Here is a 19,083-nt window from a genome sequence, read left to right as displayed (position 1 = left end):
CCGGAGCGCATGCCCCGGGCCGCCGTCAGAGCCGTCTCAGACCACGGCGCCGAGGGCGAATCGCACCGAGCCGTCGGCGCCGAGCTCGGCGTCGAGCACCCGGTCGTCGAGGAGGACGCTGGCCGCCTCCTCCACGAACACGCGGGCGCCGTCGGTCTCCACGACCGTGTCGCTGGGTTCCGGCTGCGGCACGAGGACGAGCTCGAAGCCGGTCTGCGCGCCGGTGTCCCGGATGCGCAGACCGCCGCTCTCGGCCGGGATCTGAGCCGAGATGGTCTTGACCGCCGTGGCCGCGTTCTCCGTCAGTGTGAGCATGGTGCTCTCCTTCCATCGATGGTGCGGAGCCGGCCACGATTCCGAGAATCCGGGCGTCTCGCAACCATGCACGCCGATACCCAGCGAACTCCCACCTCGGCGCTCTACTCCGAGAGCCGCTGGTCGGTGTTCGTGTAGGAGATCGAGTCGGCGGTCGCACCCACGAGCCCGAACGTGACCCGCAGCAGCATCGGCTCGATGCCGTCGGCCGGCGGCGGGGTGTCGGAGCCGAGCGTGAACGACCCGCCGCTCTGCGTGGTCGCGGTCAGCGAGTCCAGGTACACCTCGACGTGGCCGCGCAGGGTCATCGTGTCGGCCGTCGTGGCCAGCGCCGCGCCGGTCCACCCCTGCACGGTGAGGGCGAACCCGGTGATGGTGATGCTGTCGGCCGAGATCTTCAGCGCGGGCACGCGCGAGCCGTCCGCCAGGGGCACCGTCACGAGCTCGACGCCGCTCAGCCCGGTGAACGACAGCGAGTCGGAGCCCAGCTGGGCGGGCGGCTGCGTGAACACGGGGGCGCCGTCGTCGGGCGTCGCCTCGACCGAGGAGGAGTCCGTCGGTGTCGGGGCCGGGGTGGCTGTCGGCGTGGGCGTCGCGGCGTCGTCGGCCTCCGGCACCGTCACATCGGGCAGGAGCGAGGTGTCGGTCGGGGTGGGCGTCGGATCGGTGGCGCCGTCATCGTCGTCGCACTCCCAGATCAACGGGATCGGGATGCAGATGTCCGCCGGTCGGGGAGCCGCCGCGCCGGTCAGGCCGCCGGCGACGACCAGGGCCGCGACGACGAGGCCCGCTCCGGCCAGCGGCCGCATCATGAGACGGTCTCCTGTGCGGGCGTCGCCTCCTCGACGGGATCCGGAGCGACCCGCCTCGGCAGCCACGAGACCACGAGCACGCCGCCGACGCAGGCCAGCAGCATCCCCAGGAAGAAGCCGCCGAGGTTGACGCCGACCAGCGAGTACACGGCCACGGCCAGGGCGATGACGCCGTAGAAGATGCGGTGCGCGGGCATCGCGATCGAGAGGACGCCGAGGGCGACCAGCGCGATCGGGATGACCGTGGCCTGCAGTCCCTCGATGCCGAGCTGGATGTGCAGGTTGCCGAGGTCGAGCTGGCTGGAGAAGAACATCTCGACGCCGCCGAGGACGACGAGGATCCCGCCGATCAGCGGCCGCTGCCGGCTCCAGGTCAGAAACACGTCTGACCGTCCGTCAGCTGCACCGTCATGCCGGTCAGCGTGAACACGGACGCCTGGGTGCTCCACGCGGTCTGCTGCAGGTTCGTGATCGTGACGGCGTCGGCATCCTGGGCGAAGTCGCCGGCGCTGCCCTTGGCGGCGGTGTTCACGGTCGAGGCGTCGACGCCGATGCGGATGTTGGTGAACGACGAGTCACCTGCCAGCCCGGTCATCCCGATCTGCAGGTCGGACGCGGACGCCGGGGTGCCGCCGCCGCCGGCGGTGATGAGGATGCCGACCGTGCCCAGCGGCGTCTCGGTGACGACCGACTGGCACAGATCCGACAGCGTCGCCGAGCCGATGTTGGCGATCGCGACGGCGTGCTCGCCGCCCGCCGTGTCCTGGGTGACGCCCGCGTACTGCGAGAAGCCGGTGCCGTCCAGTCGCGACGCGCTGATCTGGAACTGGCTGCCCGAGACCGAGAACGAGACCGGGACGGCGCCCTGCGCGACCCCGCCCATGAGCAGGGTCGAGGCGGCGGCCACGGGCACGGCCGCGAGCAGGATGCGTCCGGTGCGGGAGCGGGTGATGGTGCGGAGCTTCATCGGTCCTCCGGGGTGCGGGACGGCGCCGGTGCCGTCGCTGCTCCACGATAGACGTCGTTGACAGAGTGTCAATAGAGTGTGAGAACACTCTCATCGCCCGCGTCGCGACGGCCGTCAGTATGGTCAGAGCATGGATGCGGACCGCCGCCGGCGTCTCACACCCGAGGAGCGCCGGTCACAGCTGGTCGCGCTCGGCGTCGGGTTCCTCGTCGATCGGCCGTTGGACGAGCTGACGATCGAGGAGCTCGCCGAGCAGGCGGGCATCTCACGCGCCCTCGTCTTCCACTACTTCGGGTCGAAGCAGGGACTGCATCGCGAGGTCGTGACCACGGCGGCGGCGGCCATGCTCGCCGCATCCGCCCCGCGCGACGACCTCGCCCCGCGCGAGCGGCTGCGAGACACGCTCGGCCGCATCGTCGCGTTCGTGCGCGACCATCGCGGCACGTTCTTCTCGCTCGTGCGCGGCGTCGCCAGCGGCGACGCCGTGGTGCGCACCGCCGTGGACGCGGCGCGGGACGAGCACGCCGAGCGCGTCACGCGGGTGTTCCTCGACCTCGGCGCGGCGGACACCGTGCTGCTGCGCGTGACGCTGCGGGCATGGATCGCGCTCGCGGAGGAGGTGCTCATCGAGCTCGCGCTGGGCACGGATCGAGCTGCGGAGGAGATCGTCGCGCTGCTGGAGCGCACCGCGCAGGGCGTCGTGGACGCCGCCGCCGACTCGTCGTAGCCTGCGAGCATGGCTCAGAACATCGCGGAACTGTTCGTCGACACGCTCGTCCGGGCCGGCGTGGAGCGGATCTGGGGCGTGCCCGGCGACTCCCTGAACGCGTTCACCGATGCGCTGCGGCGCGACGGCCGGCTCCGCTGGCTGCACATGCGGCACGAGGAGGCCGCGGCGTTCGCCGCCGGCGCGGAGGCCGAGGTCACCGGATCGCTCGCCGTGGTCGCCGGCAGCTGCGGCCCCGGCAACCTGCACTTCATCAACGGCCTCTTCGACGCGCAGCGCTCCCGCGTGCCGGTCCTCGCGATCGCGTCGCACATCCCGTCGGCCGAGATCGGCAGCGGCTACTTCCAGGAGACCCACCCGCAGGAGCTGTTCCGTGAGTGCAGCGTCTACACCGAGCTGGTCGGCGACCCCACGCAGATCCCATGGGTGCTCGAGACCGCGATGCGCACCGCCGTGGAGCGGCGCGGGGTGGCGGTCGTGGTCGTGCCCGGCGACGTGTTCTTCCAGTCGGCGCCGGCACGCCGGGCATCCGCGCCGATCCGGGCGACCACGCCCCGTGTCGTGCCGAGCGAGAACGAGCTCGCGGAGGCCGCGCAGATCCTCGACGACGCGAAGCGGGTGACGATCCTCGCCGGCGCGGGTGTCGCGGGCGCCCACGCCGAGGTGATCGCGCTCGCCGAGCGGCTGCAGGCCCCGATCGTGCACGCCTTCCGCGGCAAGGAGCACATCGAGTTCGACAACCCCTACGACGTCGGGATGACCGGGCTGCTCGGGTTCGCGTCGGGATACCGGGCGATCCAGCGGTGCGATGCCCTGCTGATGCTCGGGACGGACTTCCCCTACCGGCAGTTCTATCCGGAGAAGGCGCGGATCGTGCAGGTCGACATCCGCGGGGAGCAGCTGGGCCGGCGCACGCCCATCGACCTGGGTCTGGTCGGGGACGTCGGCGCGACGGCGGCGGCGCTGCTGCCGCGGGTGACCGGCGACCGCGACGGCAAGCACCTGCGCGACGCGGTCGATCACTACGCGAAGACGCGGCGGGAGCTCGACGGCCTGGCCGACGACGACGGCAAGACCCCGCTGCATCCGCAGTACGTGGCGCGGCTGGTCGACGAGCTGGCCGCGAAGGATGCCGTCTTCACGGCGGATGTCGGCACGCCCGTGGTCTGGGCCGCCCGCTACCTGCGGATGACGCGCGAGCGGCGGCTGCTGGGCTCGTTCACGCACGGGTCGATGGCGAACGCGATGCCGCAGGCGCTGGGAGCGCAGGCCGTGGACCGCGACCGGCAGGTCGTGGCGCTCGCCGGCGACGGGGGACTGGCGATGCTGCTGGGCGACCTGCTCTCGATCCGTCAGAACGATCTGCCGGTGAAGATCGTCGTGTTCAACAACTCGTCGCTGGGCTTCGTCGAGGTCGAGATGAAGGCGGCCGGCATCGTGAACTTCGGCACGCACCTGGACAACCCGAACTTCGCGGACGTCGCGACCGCGTGCGGGCTGACCGGCATCCGGGTCGAACACGGCGCCGAGCTCGAACCGGCCCTGCGGCGGGCGTTCGCGGATCCCGGTCCGGTGCTGGTGGACGTCGTGGTGGCGAGGGAGGAGCTGTCCATCCCGCCCTCGATCACCGCCGAGCAGGCGAAGGGGTTCACCCTCTGGGCGCTGCGCACCGTGATGTCCGGGCGCGGCGACGAGCTGCTCGACCTGGCCGACACGAACGTGTGGCGGCGGATCTTCGGCTGACGCGGATTCATCGTGCGCTCATAGGCGTCGCTGACGTGACGGCGGCCGCGGCCCGCTACCCTGACGGGCGGGAGGCCACGTGGCTAAGACGAGACTGGACCGGTCGTGGGCGCGCGAACTGTCGAAGAAGGAGCGCCGCGAGCTGCAGCGCGAGTACGCGCGCGAGGAGCGGGAACGTGCCGCGATCGCACGGCGCCGCCGCCGGATCGTCGGTTGGATCGTCGGCCCGACCGCCGCTGTCGTGGTGCTCGCGATCGTCGTCGTGGTGGTGGTCGCGCAGGTGCGGGACGGCATGCGCGGGCCGCAGAACATGCTCAGCGACGGCTTGCTCGAGGAGGGCTCCGGCGACGGCTCGACCTACACGGCGGCGTCGACGGCGGCGCTCGCGTGGGGCGACACGCCGACGGTCAACACCTCCGACGTCGCGTCGACCGGTGTGCTCGACATCCAGCTGTATCTCGACCCGACCGACACCGCCTCGGCCACCTTCTGGTCGACCAACGCCAGCTCGCTCGTCACGTATCTCGAGGAGTCGGCGGTCACCGTGGAGCTGCATCCCGTCGCGTTCGGCAACTCCGATGCCGGCATCGCCGCGGTCGCCGCGTTCGGCTGCGTCGCCGACACCGAGCCCGACGTCGCCTGGGACTATCTCGCCGCGATGCTGACGGCGACCGCCGCCGGGTCCCCGCCGAGCAGCGACACCCTGCTGTCGCTGGCCACGAGCGCGGGGGTCACCGGCACCGACACGCAGAAGTGCATCACCGACGGCGGGTTCCGTTCGTGGGCCGCGGACGTGAGCACGCGCGCCGCCGAGTCGGTGCCGTACGCCGAGGGCCTGCTGACGGTGCACGCCGTCTCGGACTCGCCCGTGATCGTCGCGGCCGGCCAGACCTACTCCGGGGCGATGGACGACTCCGACGCTTTCACGAGCTTCCTCGGCACCGCCTCGTCGTCCGCCGGCTGAAGAACACGTGACAGCACTGGGGGGAGAATGCTGTCATGACGTGGGAGGTGGAGTCATGGCGGCGAGCGCCGCGTCCCGCGGCTTCGCCGTGGCCACCAGGAGCATCCGCCACTTCACCGACCTCGGCGTCGAGCTGATCGACCCTTGGTCGGCTGCCTGACCCGCAGGCCCGGCAGCGCCGGGAATGGGCTCGCGCCGTGCGCGTCGTCGAGTACACCGACGGCCGCGTCTACCGGGACGATGCGCTGAACCTGCGGGAGAACTGGGTCGACGGGCTCGGCATGGTGACGCGCGTGCCCGATCGGCCGCGTAGCGTGGAGGAGTGGCGGAGTTCGCGGGGCACCGGCCGGGCGAGCCCGCCTACCGGCGGCTGATCGCCGCGCTGTTCTTCGCCGGCGTCGCGACATTCGCACAGCTGTACTCGCCGCAGGCGGTGCTGCCGTTCCTCGCCGCCGACCTCGGCGTGGAGCCGGCGACCGCCGCGCTGGCGGTGTCGGCGTCGACGCTGGGGCTCGCGGTCGCGGTGATCCCGTGGTCGGTGGCGGCCGACCGGTTCGGGCGACGCACGACGATGTCGGTCGGGGTGGTCACGGCGACCGCGGTCGGTCTGCTCGCGCCGCTGGTCCCGTCGATCGGGCTGTTCCTGGCTGCGAGGCTCGTGGAGGGGGCGGCCCTCGGCGCGGTGCCCGCGGTGGCGCTGGCATACCTGAGCGAGGAGGTGCACGCCGGGCATGTCGTCCGCGCCGCCGGCAGCTACATCGCGGGCACGACGGTCGGCGGACTCGCCGGGCGTCTGATCGCGGGACCCTTCGCCGAGTGGGGGATGTGGCGGGTCGGCGTCTTCGCCGCGGCGGCCACGTGTGCCGGGAGCGCCGCGCTGTTCCTGTGGCTGGCGCCGCGGGCACGCCGGTTCACGCCGGCGCCGGTGCGGCTGCGCGCGCTCGGGCGGCGCCTCCGGGCGAATCTGCGCTCGCCGGCGCAGCTCGCGCTCTACGCGCAGGCGTTCCTGCTCATGGGCGGATTCGTCGCGGTGTACAACTACCTCGGGTTCATGCTGGCGCGGCCGCCCTACGACGTTCCGCAGTGGATCGTGAGTCTGCTGTTCCTCGCCTATCTCGGCGGCACCGTCTCGTCGCCGCGCGCCGGAGCCCTCGCCGGCCGGATCGGACGGTTGCCGGTGCTGCTCGGATCGACCGCGGTGATGGGTGCGGGGGTGCTGCTGACGCTCGTGCCGTCGGTGGTCGTGATCGTCGTGGGACTGGTCGTGTTCACCGCCGGCTTCTTCGGCGCCCACGCCATCGCCTCGGGATGGACGCCCGCGTCCGCCCCGGCCGGCACTGCCGCGCAGGCGTCTTCGCTGTACTACCTGGCCTACTATGCGGGATCGAGCGCGCTCGGGTGGGCGCTCGGACTCGTGTTCGCGGGGTCCGGGTGGGCCGGGGTCGTGGGCGCGGTCGCCGCGCTGTGCGCGCTCGCGGCCTGGTGCGCCGCGGCGGCGCTACGGCGGGGCGTCTCGCGTCGATGATTCGGTGTCGGATGCCGCGCCGCCGCTAGACTCGACGGGCCTGCCTCTGTAGCTCAATGGAAGAGCAGCTCCGTCCTAAGGAGAGGGTTGGGGGTTCGAGTCCCTCCAGGGGCACCGATGTCCTCAGGTCAATCTCGCGATGCCGGTGGCTTTCGCGTACGGTGATGGCCATGTGGACGGTGCTTCTGATCCTGCTCGTGGCGTGGGTGATCCTCTCGGTCGTCGGATTCGCGTTCAAGGGCTTGCTGTGGTTGGCGATCATCGGGATCGTGCTCTTCATCGGCACCGCGATCTTCGGCGCGCTGCGGCAACGGGCCCGCAACAAGAAGCGGTGAGGTCCGGGCATGTCGCGCCCAGCTCCCGACGATCGGAGCGTGCCCGAGATCGAGGTGGACGAGACCGTCGCCCCACGTCCGGAGGAAGAGATCGCCGACGTCGCCCGTGCGACTCCGGATGTCGAGGATCACAGCGAATCCGCGTGATCCCTCCCCACGCCGGCGTCCTCGATGGACGCGGTGTCGAGGCGTCGCGTCAGGCGTTCAGGTAGCCGTCGAGGTCGGGATCCCAGGTCCGATCCGCGACGACGGCGGGGTCCTCGTCCTCGACCAGCGTGAGGGGCGCGGCCTTCGGGTAGAGGCGGTGTTCACGCAGTGTGCGCGCAGCATCCGAGAAGTCGGGTTCGTCCCCGTCCCATTCGGTGGGGGCGGAGAGCACGTCGTTGCCCACTCCGATGACGAGCTCCGCCGTTCCGACGGTGCCGGCTGCGTCCTTGACGATGGGGATGCCGACCGCTTCGGCGCTTCGCTGGCTTGCGACGGCCGCGGTCAGTATGACCAGCGCCTCCGCGACATCGTCGGTGGTGGTCACGGTCTCGCCGGCATATGTCACGCATCGCATGAGCACCATGCTGCATGCCCCGGGAGGAGTGCGACGTCGGTTGCCTCGGAGAGGACGATGGGATATGACGGGGTCCGGCGCTTCGCGTCGGGAATTATCTCATTGGTCGGCCGGGCCACGAATGCGGGGGCATCCTTTTCCTCGCGCTAGGCGGTGCCTGATGGGCACTCTGCACTACGGCGGGAGCGCCGAACCCCTCACCATCGAGGATGGCCTGCTCGCGCACCTGAAGGTCGTGATCGCCACGAAGCTCCGCCGAGGTGAGTCATTCATCCTGTCGTGGGCGCACCCGGACGGCTCCGGACGGTCCACGATCTGGTTGCATCCCGCGATCCCGCTGCGGTTCGTGTTCGCGGATCCGGCGCCGTCCACGCTCGATCCCGCATGGATCGCGCAACTCGCCGCGACCGCGAACCGGTCAGGTGGCGTCAGCATCGCGCCGAGCGACGCGATCGACCACGCATCCGCGGGCGCATAGCTGACCTCCGGTCGGTCACCTCGTACCCGCCCCGGGTTCAAAACTCAGGACGCCGTCGGCGACACGCCGGGAAGGCGGGCGGTGCAGGCCGCGTCCGCCCGCCCCGTCCTGTGTTCTGCGCGCGCGAGCGCGCGAGGACGCGCGAGGCCGCGGAGGACGCGGGACGCGGCGCGCCGACTCACCCCGCCTTGTACGCGTAGACGGCGAGCGCGATCACGGCCACGGCGAACAGGGCGAGCAGCACCCAGCCCCACCACTGCATCCCCCGTTGCCCCGCGCGACGGACGGCGCGTCGGGTGCGGGTGCGAAGACTCGGCATGATCGCGACGTTAGGGGGTGCGGATTACCGGGACGTGTCGTACGCCTGTCCGTTGCCGGTGGGCGTGGCCCGATAGCCGATGCCCCGCACCGTCTCGATGAAGCGCGGCTCGGCGCCGGTCTCGCCGAGCTTGCGGCGGAGGTTCGTGATGTGCGAGCCGATGGCGTGCTCGTCGGCGTCGGTCACGCCGCCGCTGCCCAGATAGCCCTCGTCGCGCACGGCCAGCACCAGATCGGCGCGACTGCGGACTTCGCCGGCGGCCTCCAGCAGGATGACGAGGAGATCGAACTCGGTGCGCGTCAGCACGACCGGCTCGCCGTCGAGCGTGGCCGTCCGGCGAGAGATCTCGACCACGAGATCGCCGTGGCGGATGCTGTCGTCCGCCGCCGGGGACGCCGGGGACGCGGGCGCGGCATCCCCGTCGTCGTCCATGGGTCGCTGACGGCGCAGCAGCGCCTCGAGCCGGGCGCGCAGCTCCCGCACGCGGAACGGCTTGATGACCACGTCGTCGGCGCCCGCGCTGAACCCCAGCACGACGTCGGCCTCGTCGTTCAACGCCGTGATGAACACGATGTACGCCTTGCTGAGCGCTCGGATGCGGCGGGCGGTCTCGAACCCGTCGATGCCGGGCATGTTCACGTCGAGCGTGATGAGCTCCGGTCGATGCTCCTCGACGGCGGCGATGCCGTCCATCCCGGTCGGCGCCTCGACGACGGTGAACCCGGCGCCCACGAGGATCTGCGCGATCAGCGCTCGAACGTCCGCCTCGTCCTCGATCACCACGGCAGTGCCGGGAACGGCGGGAGCCGCGGAACTCATATCGTGCTCTCCGATCGGATCACGGAAGCGTGTTCCTATGATCCTGTCAGATTCCCCGCAGCACGCGAAAGTGGGCTCGCCGGGGTCAGGAGCGACTGCGGCGACGCAGGATGGCGCCCACGATGAGGGCGATGCCGGCCAGCAGCACCGCGCCGCCGCCGATGAGCAGCGCCGTCGTCATCCCCGAGTCGACGCCGGTGAACGAGAGCACGCCGCTGCTCGCGCCGGTGATCGTCAGCGCAGCGGTGCCCCCGGCCGAGGAGGTCGAGAACGCGGCGATGTTGTAGGTGCCGCTCGCGTTCGACGGAAGCGTGATGTCCACGCCGGGCAGCGAGCCGTCGGCTGCGGAGGTCGCGGTGCCGCTGGCCGTGCTGACGGCCGTCCTGATCATGCCGATCGTGGCGCCCGAGCCGTTCTCGCCGCTGACCGTGATGGTCACCGTCTCGTTGGCCGAGAACGTGGCGGCCTGGCAGCTCAGCACGACGGTGCCGCCCGGCGAGACCGTCGTCGACGAGACCGAGCAGGAGCCGGTCGGGGGATAGATGGTGGCTGCGTACGCGGCGGGCGCGCTCAGCACCAGGGCTGCAGAAAGTGCCGTCGCGAAAAGCGCGGTCCGGGGGGAGGACATGCAGTGATTCTAGCCACAGGTCGTTACAGGAGTGTCAACGGAGGTTACGCCCGGCGTCTGGCTCACCGTCAGGGTCGGCGCGCTGGCGTCGGTGGAGGCCGTGATCGTCGCCGTCATCGACTGCCCGGGCGTGAGATCGACCTGGAAGCTGACGACCCGTCGTCCCTCGTGCGTGCCGCCGCCGAACCCGCCGCCGTCGCTGCGGTCGGCGCCGGCGAGCGTGAAGCTCTCCGGCAGGTACACGTAGACGAGGGTGCGAGCGGTGCCGGCGGGGACGCCGAAGCTGCCGCCGCCCGTGATGTAGGAGGGCAGGGTCGCGGCATCCGCCGGGGCGTTGCTGGTGACGGTCACCGAGAGGGTGGCGGCGCCGGCGGCCTGTCCGGTCGCGAGCGTCGTGCACTGGTCCCAGTCGAGCGTGGTCGACGCGTCGAGGTAGTAGTCCATCTTCGAGCCGGTGCCGTCGTTGAGGTACACGCCGAACCCGGCGGACTGGGCGTCGGATGCCGGCAGGCCGCCCGCGAGCGTCGTGCCCTCCAGCTCCGCCTGGTCCTCGGCGTGGTCGCTCCAGATCAGCAGCCGGTCCTCCTCGCCGGCCTTCGCGAGGGCGGTCACGAGCTTCGCCGGGTCGACGTCGCCGGAGCTCAGCTTGTCGAACACGGCCGCGGTCGCCTCGGCGAAGAACGCGTCCTGGTCGGCCGACTTCGGGTAGCGCAGATACACCTCGTTGAGCATGAGCTGCACCGCGTTGTCACTGGTGAGCACGTCGCCGGTGGGCAGGGTGACCGGACCGGTGGCCGCCAGCACGTAGCTCAGGGCGACGGGGTCCACCGAGATGACCCCGTCGACGGTCTGGCCGTGCTGTTGCGACCACATCGCCTGCGCGAGCGGTCCCGACTCCTCGAAGTCCGGGATCTGCGTGACGTTCTGGATCCACTTGCCGGGACGTTCGCCGAACACCTGCAGGATGTCGTCGCTGAGCGGGAGCACCGGCGAAGCGTATTCGCGGAACGAGCTGCTGGAGTCCTGAGTGGTCAGGCTCATCGAGCCACCGTCGGTGTGGACGACCGCCATGGCCCCGACAATGCCACCGAGCGAGCGCCACTCGGCATTGTTCTGGAACACGATGAGGTAGTCGCGCGCCCCGTCCTGCCCCAGCATCGCCGGCAGCAGCACGCTCACCTTCTGGATGGCCGTGGTGGTCTCGGCGATCGCGTCGAGCGTGTCGCCGACCTCGTCGATGGCGTCGGCGACCGGGCCCAGCAGCGCCGAGCGGTCGAGGCTCTGCACCGACGCGGCCGCCTGCGCGCTGGCGGTGGCACTCGTGGCCGCCGCATCCTGGATCGAGGTGAACACGCTGATGTCGATGTGGCCGTCGACCGGCTTCAGGGAGTCGACGGAGAACGTCGCCGCGACATCGCCGAGCGGGGCGAGCGCCGTGCTCCCGACCTGGTCGGCGGCGGCCGCCACGGTCGAGACCGCGTTCAGCTGCGGTCCGATCCACGGCAGCGTCTGGACGATGCTCCAGATCGGGTCGGAGGTCAGCGCATGGGCCGCCGACGTGTCGGCGGAGAGGTCGTCGATGAGCGTCGGCGCCTCGGACGGGTCGGACAGCTTGTCGGCGGCGCCGGCCGCCGTCTGCTGCGCGGACTGCAGGTGGTTGTAGGCCATGTATCCGCGGATGCCGACCCACACGAGCATCGCGACGGCCAGCACCAGCAGCGCCCCCAGGACGATCGCGAACACGCGGCCGGCCGAGCGCAACTGCGGCGGGGTGGCGGAGGAGGACACGAAGCGATCCTACGAGACGCGTTGTTCCGACGACGTGCAGCACGCGCGCCCCACGGCTCGGCGGGGCAGAGGGCGGGGCGACGGAGCTGTCGACGACGGCTGTGCGGGCGTGACATCCCGCGCGGCGCTGGGGTAGAGTGGCGTCCCCTGTTCACCGGGCCCGATGTGGAGCACGAGATGGCGGCGCCTCGGCGCGAAGAGTCCACGCGAGAGCGTCTGCTTCAGGCGGCTGCCTCGCTCATCAGCGAGGACGTGGACCAGAACGTCTCGGTGCGGGAGATCTGCGGGCACGCGGGCGTGCAGCTGCCGACGCTGTACCACTACTTCCAGAGCAAACGGGGCCTGATCGACGCCGTCACCGCCTACGGCTCCGACGAGCTGACCCGTGCCATGACCGCGGCCGCGGAGGCGATTCCCGACGATGTCGGCCGCCGGGTCGGGGCGGCGTGCGACGCCCATGTCGAGTACGGCCTCACGCATCCCTCGTTCTATGTGCTCATGTACGGAAGGGTCGCACCGGGCCGTCGGGCTCCGGGCTGGGAGGGACCGGCCGAGCTGCTGGCGCGTCTTCTCGCTCCCGCCGAAGCGGCGGGAGCGCTCGCCGTGACGAGCGAGGTCGCGGTCGAGCACATCCTCGCGACGCTGACCGGGCTGGTGCTCCATCTCATCTCCAAGGGGGACGCAGATCCGCGCCTGGCGCGAGCGATGCGCGATGCGGCACGGTATGCGATCCTCGCCGCCGAGGGTGTATAACGTTGATATATACCGGCGGCGGGCGTTCCACCCGCCGCCGGACGGGGTGACAGCGCCGGGGAGCGCAGGGGGTTGACGATGGATCGGGTCGTCGCGGCGTATCGCGAGGCGGTCGAGCGGGGTGTGACGGCGCCGCTGATCTCGATGCTGCATCCCGATGTCGTTCTGACCACGTCGTCGGTCGGCAGGCTCGCCGGCGTCGCCGACGTCTCGCGCTGGTTCGAGAGCAGGGTCCGCGATCCGCGGATCGCCACCTCGGTGGGCGACAGCTACATCGACGGCGACGTGATCGTGATCACGATCACGTGCTCGCATCTCGCCGACGGCGACGAGGACGAGTACGCAGTCGCCTTCTTCCTCGGCCGTGACGGCCGCATCACGAGCATCATCGTCGACGTCTGAGTCGACGCGGCCGCGGCTGCGTCCCGGTGGACCTGCGCCCGGGCATGTGGCGCACCTCGGTCAGCTCGTGGATGAGGCGATGAAGGCGATCCCGTGGCGGAGCGAACGGCATTCGTCATCGGATGTCAAACGGCTCGTCTGGGGGCTCCCATGTCGTCAGACTGAGAAGCACCGGCCGACCCGACCTCGGGGAGGGCCCGAGGAGAGGAATCGAGATGGCACACACCTACAGCGTCAGCGAGATCGTCGGCACGTCGTCGGAAGGCACGGATGCCGCGATCCGGTCGGCGCTCGAGCGCGCCGGCAAGACCCTGCGCAACGTCGAGTGGTTCGAGGTCGTGTCGGTGCGCGGTCACGCCGACGAGCAGTCGGTGCTGCACTACCAGGTCACGTTGAAGGTCGGGTTCCGGCTCGAGGATCCGGACGAGGCCTGACGCCGGCGGGTCGAATCCGGCTCATACCGGGAAGGCGTCGCCGATCGGAACGTCGCCGGAGTTGAAGCGGAGGGTGCGGCCATAGGTCGCGGGATCCGGGATGATCTGCGCGATCACGGCCGCGACGTCGCCGCGGGGCACCGAGCGGGAGCCGGTCGCATCGGGATCGATGCGACCGGTCGGGTCGTCGAGCGTGAGCCGGCTCGGCGCGACGATGGTCCAGTCCAGGCCGCTCGCGCGAAGGTGATCGTCCGCGGCGGCCTTGGCCTCGGCGTAGGCGAAGAACGGATCGTCGGCGGGGACGCCGTGGTCGCGCCGCGCGCCGAAGTACGAGACCATGACGTACCGTCGCACGCCGGCATCCATCGCCGCGTCGATTGAGCGGATCGCGGCATCCCGGTCGACCGCGTATGTTCGCGCAGGGTCCCCGCCCCCGGCGCCCGCGGACCAGACGACGACGTCGTTGCCGCCGACGAGGTTCGCCAGGTGGTCGGTGTCGAACGCCTCGACGTCGAACACGAGGGGAGTGGCGCCGGTCGCGGCGACCTCGGCCTCGTGCGACGGGTTGCGGATGACGGCGGTGACCGCGTCTTCGCGGGCCACGAGAAGCGGTTCGAGCAGGCGGGCCACCTTGCCGTGGCCGCCGAAGATCATCACGCGAGTGGACATGGGAACCCTGCTCATCGTGCGCTGAGGAGGCGTCGGGGCGGCCCTTCGAGGCGGGCGAGAGCGATCTTGACCTCTATGAGCTCCCGTTCGACTCCGGTGATGCGGTCGCCGAGTTCTCGGGCCTGGGCGTCGAATCTCTCATCGACGCGCTCGAACTTCCGGTCCATTCGCATGACGAGCCAGCCGAAGCCGGACATCGTGGCGATCAGCACGGTGGCGGTGCAACCGAGCATGGTGAGCACTTCCGTCGACATGTACATCGCCTCCATTGTGCCTCTGCGGGTGCGGGCCAGGGTAGGCCGGCGGACGCTCTGCGCCGCCACCGAGGCGAGAACGGTGGATGCCGGCGTTCCCTGAGAGCCGGTGCAGAACCGGACGGGGCGGCGACGCGTCAGCGCAGCGGCCGGCCGGTGCGGAGGCGGCCGCGCGGATCGAGCCGGGCGTGGGCGGCGAGGATGCGGTCGGCGTCGGCATCCGGCCACAGCCTCAGCAGGTCGCCCGGGTGCGGCGCGGGTCCGAAGAAGTTCAATTGGGCGCCGACTCCGCCCGACCCGATGCGCGCGGCGACGTCGTCGGCGAGCGAGCGGGCCCCGTCGGGGCCGTTCGGTCCCCAGTGGGCCGAGACGTAGAGGTTGAACGCCGATCCTCGGGCGGTGGCGCTGTTGGGATCCCGGGTGGTGCGGGCGTACGCCCCGCCCAGGTGGCGCAGCTCGATCAGGGTGGGAGCCGGATGCTCGCGCGCGTCGGCAGCGGCGGCGATCGTCGCGATCGTGCGGTCGTCGATGTGGTCGACGTGTCCGCCTCGGTAGGAGGTGGCGGTCGGCGCGACGGGATCACGATGGATGTCGGGCAGGTCCGCCGGCCCCATGACGCGGGTGTCGTCGTCGATCACGGTGCCGGCGGCGACCATGGGGGCCAGCAGTCGTCGGCCGGTGGCCTCGATGTCCGGATCCCTCGGATCGACGTGCGCGACCCGGAGGTGCGTGACGTAGCGGCCGCGCAGTGCCTCCGGCAGCTGCGGCAGGGCCGGCAGATGCAGCAGGGCGATCGAGGTCGAGGTCCGCTCGTCCAGCGACGGCACCCAGTCGCGGTACGCGGTGAGGAGCGCGGGAGCCTCCTCGCCCGGGAAGTACACGCCGCCGCCGAAGAGCGAGGGCAACGCCACCAGCTCGAACTCGAGCTCGGTGACGATGCCGAGCGCGCCGCCGCCGCACAGCGCCCAGAACAGCTCGGGCTCGGTCTGTGCGGTGACGCGAAGCGGACCGCAGTCGGCGTCGAGCACGGTGACCGCGCGGACCCGGTCGGCTGCCATCCCGAACGTGCGCCCGATGGGGCTGAGACCGCCGCCGAGCGTGTAGCCGACCACTCCGACGCCCGGCGAGCCGCCGGCGAGTCCGATGAGCCCGTGCGGGGCGACGACGGCGGACACATCGGACCAGCGAGCGCCCGGCTGGACGGCGACGGTCCGATTCTCGAGATCCGCTCGCACGCCGCGGAGCCGGCTGACGTCGATGAGCGCGGCGTCGACGGCGTCGGTGAACGTGCCGTGCCCGGTGTTGTGCACGGCGATGTCCAGCCCGCGCGCATCGGCCCAGGACGCGGTGGCGGCGATGTCGTCGACGGATGCCGCCGTGACGACCACCGACGGCCGCATGCTCACCGACGTGTCCCACGTGGCCACCGCGTCCGCGTAGCCGGGATCTCCGGCGACGAAGATGTCGCCCTGAGTGTGCGGTCGATTCGCGTGCATCGTCTCCATTGTGACGCGTCGTGCTGAGACCGGCGCATAACGCTGTTATCATTCGAGCATCCGGAGGGGAGCGGGGATGTCGGAGACGGAGATCGGCGACTACATCGGCAATTCGGTCGCGTCGTGCCTGCCGCTGGTGGTTGCCGTGGTCGGAGCGCTGATCACCGTCGCGGTCCGCAAGCCGACGTCACCCGGGGGACGGCTGGAGATCTGGATCCGCTGGTGGTTCGGCGCCGGCATGACCCTGCTGGCACTGCAGGTGGCCGTGTACGAGATCCTGCTGCCGCATCAGTTCGCCGCCGCGCTGGGCTACGAGTACAGCCAGTCGGAGATCGAGGAGGCGGCGGCCAACGTGGGCTGGGCCATCCTGGGCATCGGTGCGATCTGGCTCGACCAGCGCGCCCGCTGGCTGGTGATGATCGCATACGGCGCGTTCCTCTACATCGACCTGATCAACCATCTCGTCAACTTCGCTCAGGGCGATGCCGCCGTCGGAAACGTCGGCGGCACGTGGATCTACGACGCGCTCTTCCCCGTCGTCGGGCTGCTGCTGCTCTGGGCGGCGCAGCGGGCCGGACGGCGACGGTCGTCGGAGGCGCTCGCGGACTGAGAGCCGGTCATCGACCGGCGGAAGGTTCATGCCATGGCGCGAGCCCCTGTCTATGACGACGACCTGCGCGACCGCCTCGTCTCGCGCGCGATGGACGTCGTCGCGTCATCCGGCGCGGAGGGTCTCTCGCTTCGTGCGCTTGCGGCGTCCGAGGGCACCACGACCACGGCGATCTACACCCTCTTCGGAAGCAAGGAGTTCCTTCTCGGATCGGTCTTCGAGCGGATCTTCGCGATGATCGTCGACGTCCAGGACTCGGTGGCCCTGACCGGCAGCGCCCGAGACGACATCCTCGCGCTGTGCCTGGCCTATTGGCAGTGGGGCGTGGACAATCCGCGACTGTACGCCCTCGTCTTCCACGGGGCTGCGAGCGGGGGTGCCACGGGCGTCGAGCATCTGATGCGGAGGATGCGCGAAGACGATCCGATCGGCAGAGCGGTGCGCCGCGGGGTCGAGAACGGCGAGCTCGTGGGGGATCCGTTCGTCTTGACGGTCTCCTTCTGGCTGATCGCGCACGGTGCGTCGTCGTTGTGGGCGAGCCTGCCCGCCGGGGCGAGTCTGACCTGGTCGATCCGAGAACCGCTCGAGGTGCTGTTCGACGGGTGCGCCCCCGCACGGTGACCGAAGAGCCGGGCCGTTGCGTAATACCTTAATCGTTCATACCGTAATACGCGGAGGCGGGAGATGAAGCTCAACAGCAAGGGCCAGGTGACCATCCCCGCCGAGTTGCGTCACAAACTCGGGTTCGTCGAAGGTGACGAGGTCGACGTGGTGCAGGACGGAGCGACCCTGCGCATCGTGCACAGTACGCCCGAACTCAGTCCGACGGATCGATGGATCCGCGACGCGCGCGGCGCTGCGCGTCAAGGAATGACGACCGACGAGCTCTTGGACCTCACACGCGGTGAGTGAGACGACCCTCGTCGACTCGAGCGTCATCCTTGACGTGCTCACCGACGACATCGCGTGGGCATCCTGGTCGTCCGACGCTCTCGCTCGAGCGGCGCGGCGTGGCGTCCTGGTCATCGATCCGATCGTCTACGCCGAAGTCTCCGTTCGTTTTGAGAGCGTCGAGGACACGGACATCGCCGTTCCGGACAAGATCTTTCGCCGAGAGCCGCTGCCGTTCAGCGCAGGCTTCATCGCGGGCAAGGCGTTTTTCTCCTATCAACGCTCCGGCGGCACACGTACCTCTCCATTGCCGGATTTCTACATCGGTGCTCACGCGCTCGTCTCGGACTACACGCTGTTGACTCGGGATGCCGCTCGCTATCGCACGTACTTCCCAGGACTCGCCGTCGTCGCCCCCGACTGAGGAACAAAAAACGAAAAGGAACGAGGAACGTGGACGCGTTCCGTGATACGAGAAGGGCACATCCTATGACGCGCACCGCTGGTGAACTGAGTAACGGGCGTACGGCGTCGGTAACCGCGGCGACATTCGCATTCGTCGGTGTGATATTCGTGGCTGCCGTCGTCCTCCCCATCGCCGTCTGGGGGATGGTGAGAGGCGACGAGCATGCGACGGAAGCCTGGCGGTTCTTCTACTCCGGCTCGACAGGAGCCGCGCTGACGGGCCTGGCGGTGATCGTTCCGTTGCTGTTGGCTGGTCGCCTTCCGCAGTTCTACGGGCTCAGCGAGAACAGCGTGGATTCCGAGGTCGATGGTGCTCAGCGCAGGTTCGGTGTTTTCGTCGTCCTGGTGCTCGCCGGTGGATCGTTTGCCGCAAGCGCGGTGACGATCGATGTGTTCGTGTCTGCAGGAGCGCCCGCGACGGCCGTCTTCGCCTGGCTGCTGTGGAGCATCGGCGCCGTCGCCGCAAACGAATTGAGGCAACTCAAGTGGGGGAGCCCGGCCCAGCGACGGCATCAGGTGTTGAAAGAGCGCGACCGTCTGCGGGCGACGATTTCGGAGCTGGCGCAACGTGCGCAGTCGAGCACGCGCGGCGCGTGGGCGACTGTCTTCATGTGGTCCCTCGCGACGACGATCGTGCTGCCGGTGGTCGGGGGCGTGCTGTTGCGCGCTGCCGGAGTGCCTGATTCGAAAAGCATCGAATTGGGATCACAGTTGTCGCTACTGGGTCTCGGCGTTCTATACGGTGCGGGGATCGTTGCTCTTGTCGTCGGCGCTCGCGGGGGCTGGGCCGTGTTAGTTCGTGTCGTGGGTTATAGCTTCGTGGTCGTGCCATGGTTCACGCTCGGGACGATCGTGACCTGGTGGGCCTCCCTCGCATCGTCATCTGCCCTCGGCTGGCTCGCAGTCGTTCTCTTCACCGGAGGAGGGCTGAGTGTGCTGGGGGCGATACCGTGGCGTCGTTACCGACGATCGACGTTCGCGAGTGCCGTCGCGCGGATCCGCATCGACGCCGCCGAATCACGGCTGCGCCGTATCGAGGACCGACTCAACGAACGTGAAGCAGCATTCGCCTGCACGGGCGGGATGCGTTCTTCGGGCGCGGACGTCATCGATGAATGAGCCGTTCG

The 19,083-nt window shown here is 70.3% G+C and carries 27 protein-coding genes and 1 tRNA gene; 16 read left to right on the top strand and 12 right to left on the bottom strand.

Going from position 1 to position 19,083, the window contains the following annotated elements; genetic code table 11:
- Window positions 1-36: 36 nt before the first annotated feature.
- From QM626_RS12555 to QM626_RS12540, 4 genes are all read right to left on the bottom strand, one after another.
- A complete protein-coding gene (locus QM626_RS12555) occupies window positions 37-315 on the bottom strand; it encodes an iron-sulfur cluster biosynthesis family protein (RefSeq protein WP_415077290.1) in 279 nt (92 codons plus the stop codon).
- Between the two features lie 104 nt (window positions 316-419).
- Entirely contained in the window at window positions 420-1,127 is a 708-nt protein-coding gene (locus tag QM626_RS12550; RefSeq protein ID WP_415077289.1) for a hypothetical protein, read from the bottom strand.
- Window positions 1,124-1,510 carry a DUF6114 domain-containing protein gene (locus tag QM626_RS12545; protein WP_415077288.1) on the bottom strand — a complete coding sequence of 129 codons (387 nt, stop codon included), beginning with the start codon at window positions 1,508-1,510 and terminating at the stop codon, window positions 1,124-1,126. Before QM626_RS12545 ends, QM626_RS12550 begins: the two co-directional genes overlap by 4 nt.
- Complete coding sequence (locus QM626_RS12540) at window positions 1,501-2,094, bottom strand: DUF6230 family protein (RefSeq protein ID WP_415077287.1); 594 nt, start codon at window positions 2,092-2,094, stop codon at window positions 1,501-1,503. The genes QM626_RS12545 and QM626_RS12540 overlap by 10 nt, the downstream gene beginning before the upstream one ends.
- Window positions 2,095-2,224: 130 nt before the next feature.
- Between QM626_RS12540 and QM626_RS12535 the strand changes: the two genes are divergently transcribed.
- From QM626_RS12535 to QM626_RS12505, 7 genes are all read left to right on the top strand, one after another.
- Complete coding sequence (locus QM626_RS12535; RefSeq protein ID WP_415077286.1) at window positions 2,225-2,821, top strand: TetR/AcrR family transcriptional regulator; 597 nt, start codon at window positions 2,225-2,227, stop codon at window positions 2,819-2,821.
- Window positions 2,822-2,830: 9 nt separating this feature from the next.
- Window positions 2,831-4,564 (top strand): ubiquinone-dependent pyruvate dehydrogenase, encoded by a 1,734-nt coding sequence (gene poxB, locus QM626_RS12530; protein ID WP_415077285.1) that lies wholly within the window; start codon window positions 2,831-2,833, stop codon window positions 4,562-4,564.
- Window positions 4,565-4,643: 79 nt separating this feature from the next.
- The gene (locus tag QM626_RS12525; protein WP_415077284.1) at window positions 4,644-5,528 is read left to right on the top strand and encodes a DsbA family protein; all 885 of its coding nucleotides are present in this window, start codon (window positions 4,644-4,646) and stop codon (window positions 5,526-5,528) included.
- 197 nt (window positions 5,529-5,725) lie between these two features.
- Window positions 5,726-5,902, top strand: coding sequence for a hypothetical protein (locus QM626_RS12520; RefSeq protein ID WP_415077283.1), 177 nt, complete (start codon window positions 5,726-5,728; stop codon window positions 5,900-5,902).
- A complete protein-coding gene (locus QM626_RS12515; protein WP_415077282.1) occupies window positions 5,851-7,053 on the top strand; it encodes an MFS transporter in 1,203 nt (400 codons plus the stop codon). The genes QM626_RS12520 and QM626_RS12515 overlap by 52 nt, the downstream gene beginning before the upstream one ends.
- 42 nt (window positions 7,054-7,095) lie before the next feature.
- A tRNA-Arg gene (locus QM626_RS12510) sits at window positions 7,096-7,167 on the top strand.
- A gap of 56 nt (window positions 7,168-7,223) precedes the next feature.
- Window positions 7,224-7,388 carry a hypothetical protein gene (locus QM626_RS12505; protein ID WP_415077281.1) on the top strand — a complete coding sequence of 55 codons (165 nt, stop codon included), beginning with the start codon at window positions 7,224-7,226 and terminating at the stop codon, window positions 7,386-7,388.
- A gap of 196 nt (window positions 7,389-7,584) precedes the next feature.
- On the opposite strand, the gene QM626_RS12500 is transcribed toward QM626_RS12505, so the two are convergent.
- Window positions 7,585-7,950 (bottom strand): hypothetical protein, encoded by a 366-nt coding sequence (locus QM626_RS12500; RefSeq protein WP_415077280.1) that lies wholly within the window; start codon window positions 7,948-7,950, stop codon window positions 7,585-7,587.
- 160 nt (window positions 7,951-8,110) lie between these two features.
- Here QM626_RS12500 and QM626_RS12495 point away from each other — a divergent pair, with 160 nt between their 5' ends.
- Window positions 8,111-8,428, top strand: a complete 318-nt coding sequence (locus QM626_RS12495) for a hypothetical protein (RefSeq protein ID WP_415077279.1) — start codon at window positions 8,111-8,113, stop codon at window positions 8,426-8,428.
- Between the two features lie 178 nt (window positions 8,429-8,606).
- Here the strand turns inward: QM626_RS12495 and QM626_RS12490 are convergent, their stop codons facing one another.
- From QM626_RS12490 to QM626_RS12475, 4 genes are all read right to left on the bottom strand, one after another.
- Entirely contained in the window at window positions 8,607-8,747 is a 141-nt protein-coding gene (locus QM626_RS12490; protein ID WP_415077278.1) for a hypothetical protein, read from the bottom strand.
- 24 nt (window positions 8,748-8,771) lie between these two features.
- A complete protein-coding gene (locus tag QM626_RS12485) occupies window positions 8,772-9,566 on the bottom strand; it encodes a response regulator transcription factor (RefSeq protein ID WP_415077277.1) in 795 nt (264 codons plus the stop codon).
- A gap of 85 nt (window positions 9,567-9,651) precedes the next feature.
- The gene (locus tag QM626_RS12480; protein WP_415077276.1) at window positions 9,652-10,194 is read right to left on the bottom strand and encodes a cell wall protein; all 543 of its coding nucleotides are present in this window, start codon (window positions 10,192-10,194) and stop codon (window positions 9,652-9,654) included.
- Between the two features lie 9 nt (window positions 10,195-10,203).
- Window positions 10,204-11,982, bottom strand: a complete 1,779-nt coding sequence (locus QM626_RS12475) for a DUF4012 domain-containing protein (RefSeq protein ID WP_415077275.1) — start codon at window positions 11,980-11,982, stop codon at window positions 10,204-10,206.
- 177 nt (window positions 11,983-12,159) lie between these two features.
- On the opposite strand from QM626_RS12475, the gene QM626_RS12470 reads away from it, so the two are divergent.
- From QM626_RS12470 to QM626_RS12460, 3 genes are all read left to right on the top strand, one after another.
- Window positions 12,160-12,735 (top strand): TetR/AcrR family transcriptional regulator, encoded by a 576-nt coding sequence (locus QM626_RS12470; protein ID WP_415077274.1) that lies wholly within the window; start codon window positions 12,160-12,162, stop codon window positions 12,733-12,735.
- 78 nt (window positions 12,736-12,813) lie between these two features.
- On the top strand, window positions 12,814-13,137 hold the full coding sequence (locus QM626_RS12465; protein ID WP_415077273.1) for a nuclear transport factor 2 family protein: 324 nt from the start codon (window positions 12,814-12,816) through the stop codon (window positions 13,135-13,137).
- A gap of 215 nt (window positions 13,138-13,352) precedes the next feature.
- Window positions 13,353-13,571 (top strand): dodecin, encoded by a 219-nt coding sequence (locus QM626_RS12460; RefSeq protein WP_415077272.1) that lies wholly within the window; start codon window positions 13,353-13,355, stop codon window positions 13,569-13,571.
- Between the two features lie 21 nt (window positions 13,572-13,592).
- Here QM626_RS12460 and QM626_RS12455 read toward each other — a convergent pair whose 3' ends face one another.
- From QM626_RS12455 to QM626_RS12445, 3 genes are all read right to left on the bottom strand, one after another.
- Window positions 13,593-14,240, bottom strand: a complete 648-nt coding sequence (locus QM626_RS12455) for an SDR family oxidoreductase (protein WP_415077271.1) — start codon at window positions 14,238-14,240, stop codon at window positions 13,593-13,595.
- Between the two features lie 11 nt (window positions 14,241-14,251).
- Window positions 14,252-14,494, bottom strand: coding sequence for a response regulator (locus QM626_RS12450; protein WP_415077270.1), 243 nt, complete (start codon window positions 14,492-14,494; stop codon window positions 14,252-14,254).
- A 137-nt stretch (window positions 14,495-14,631) separates the two neighbouring features.
- Window positions 14,632-15,990 carry an FAD-binding oxidoreductase gene (locus QM626_RS12445; RefSeq protein WP_415077269.1) on the bottom strand — a complete coding sequence of 453 codons (1,359 nt, stop codon included), beginning with the start codon at window positions 15,988-15,990 and terminating at the stop codon, window positions 14,632-14,634.
- A gap of 76 nt (window positions 15,991-16,066) precedes the next feature.
- Here QM626_RS12445 and QM626_RS12440 point away from each other — a divergent pair, with 76 nt between their 5' ends.
- The 5 genes from QM626_RS12440 (at window position 16,067) to QM626_RS12420 (ending at window position 19,075) form a co-directional block, all read left to right on the top strand.
- Window positions 16,067-16,600, top strand: coding sequence for a DUF6790 family protein (locus QM626_RS12440; RefSeq protein ID WP_415077268.1), 534 nt, complete (start codon window positions 16,067-16,069; stop codon window positions 16,598-16,600).
- 33 nt (window positions 16,601-16,633) lie between these two features.
- Window positions 16,634-17,221 (top strand): TetR/AcrR family transcriptional regulator, encoded by a 588-nt coding sequence (locus tag QM626_RS12435; protein ID WP_415077267.1) that lies wholly within the window; start codon window positions 16,634-16,636, stop codon window positions 17,219-17,221.
- A gap of 63 nt (window positions 17,222-17,284) precedes the next feature.
- Complete coding sequence (locus tag QM626_RS12430; protein WP_415077266.1) at window positions 17,285-17,512, top strand: AbrB/MazE/SpoVT family DNA-binding domain-containing protein; 228 nt, start codon at window positions 17,285-17,287, stop codon at window positions 17,510-17,512.
- Window positions 17,505-17,915 (top strand): type II toxin-antitoxin system VapC family toxin, encoded by a 411-nt coding sequence (locus QM626_RS12425; RefSeq protein WP_415077265.1) that lies wholly within the window; start codon window positions 17,505-17,507, stop codon window positions 17,913-17,915. The genes QM626_RS12430 and QM626_RS12425 overlap by 8 nt, the downstream gene beginning before the upstream one ends.
- A gap of 65 nt (window positions 17,916-17,980) precedes the next feature.
- Window positions 17,981-19,075 (top strand): hypothetical protein, encoded by a 1,095-nt coding sequence (locus tag QM626_RS12420; protein WP_415077264.1) that lies wholly within the window; start codon window positions 17,981-17,983, stop codon window positions 19,073-19,075.
- Window positions 19,076-19,083 lie beyond the last annotated feature (8 nt).

This window comes from Microbacterium sp. (genome assembly GCF_047606385.1).
Lineage (GTDB): Bacteria > Actinomycetota > Actinomycetes > Actinomycetales > Microbacteriaceae > Microbacterium.
The sequence above is the reverse complement of the archived record's forward strand: the minus strand, read 5'-3'. Positions and strand labels throughout refer to the sequence as shown.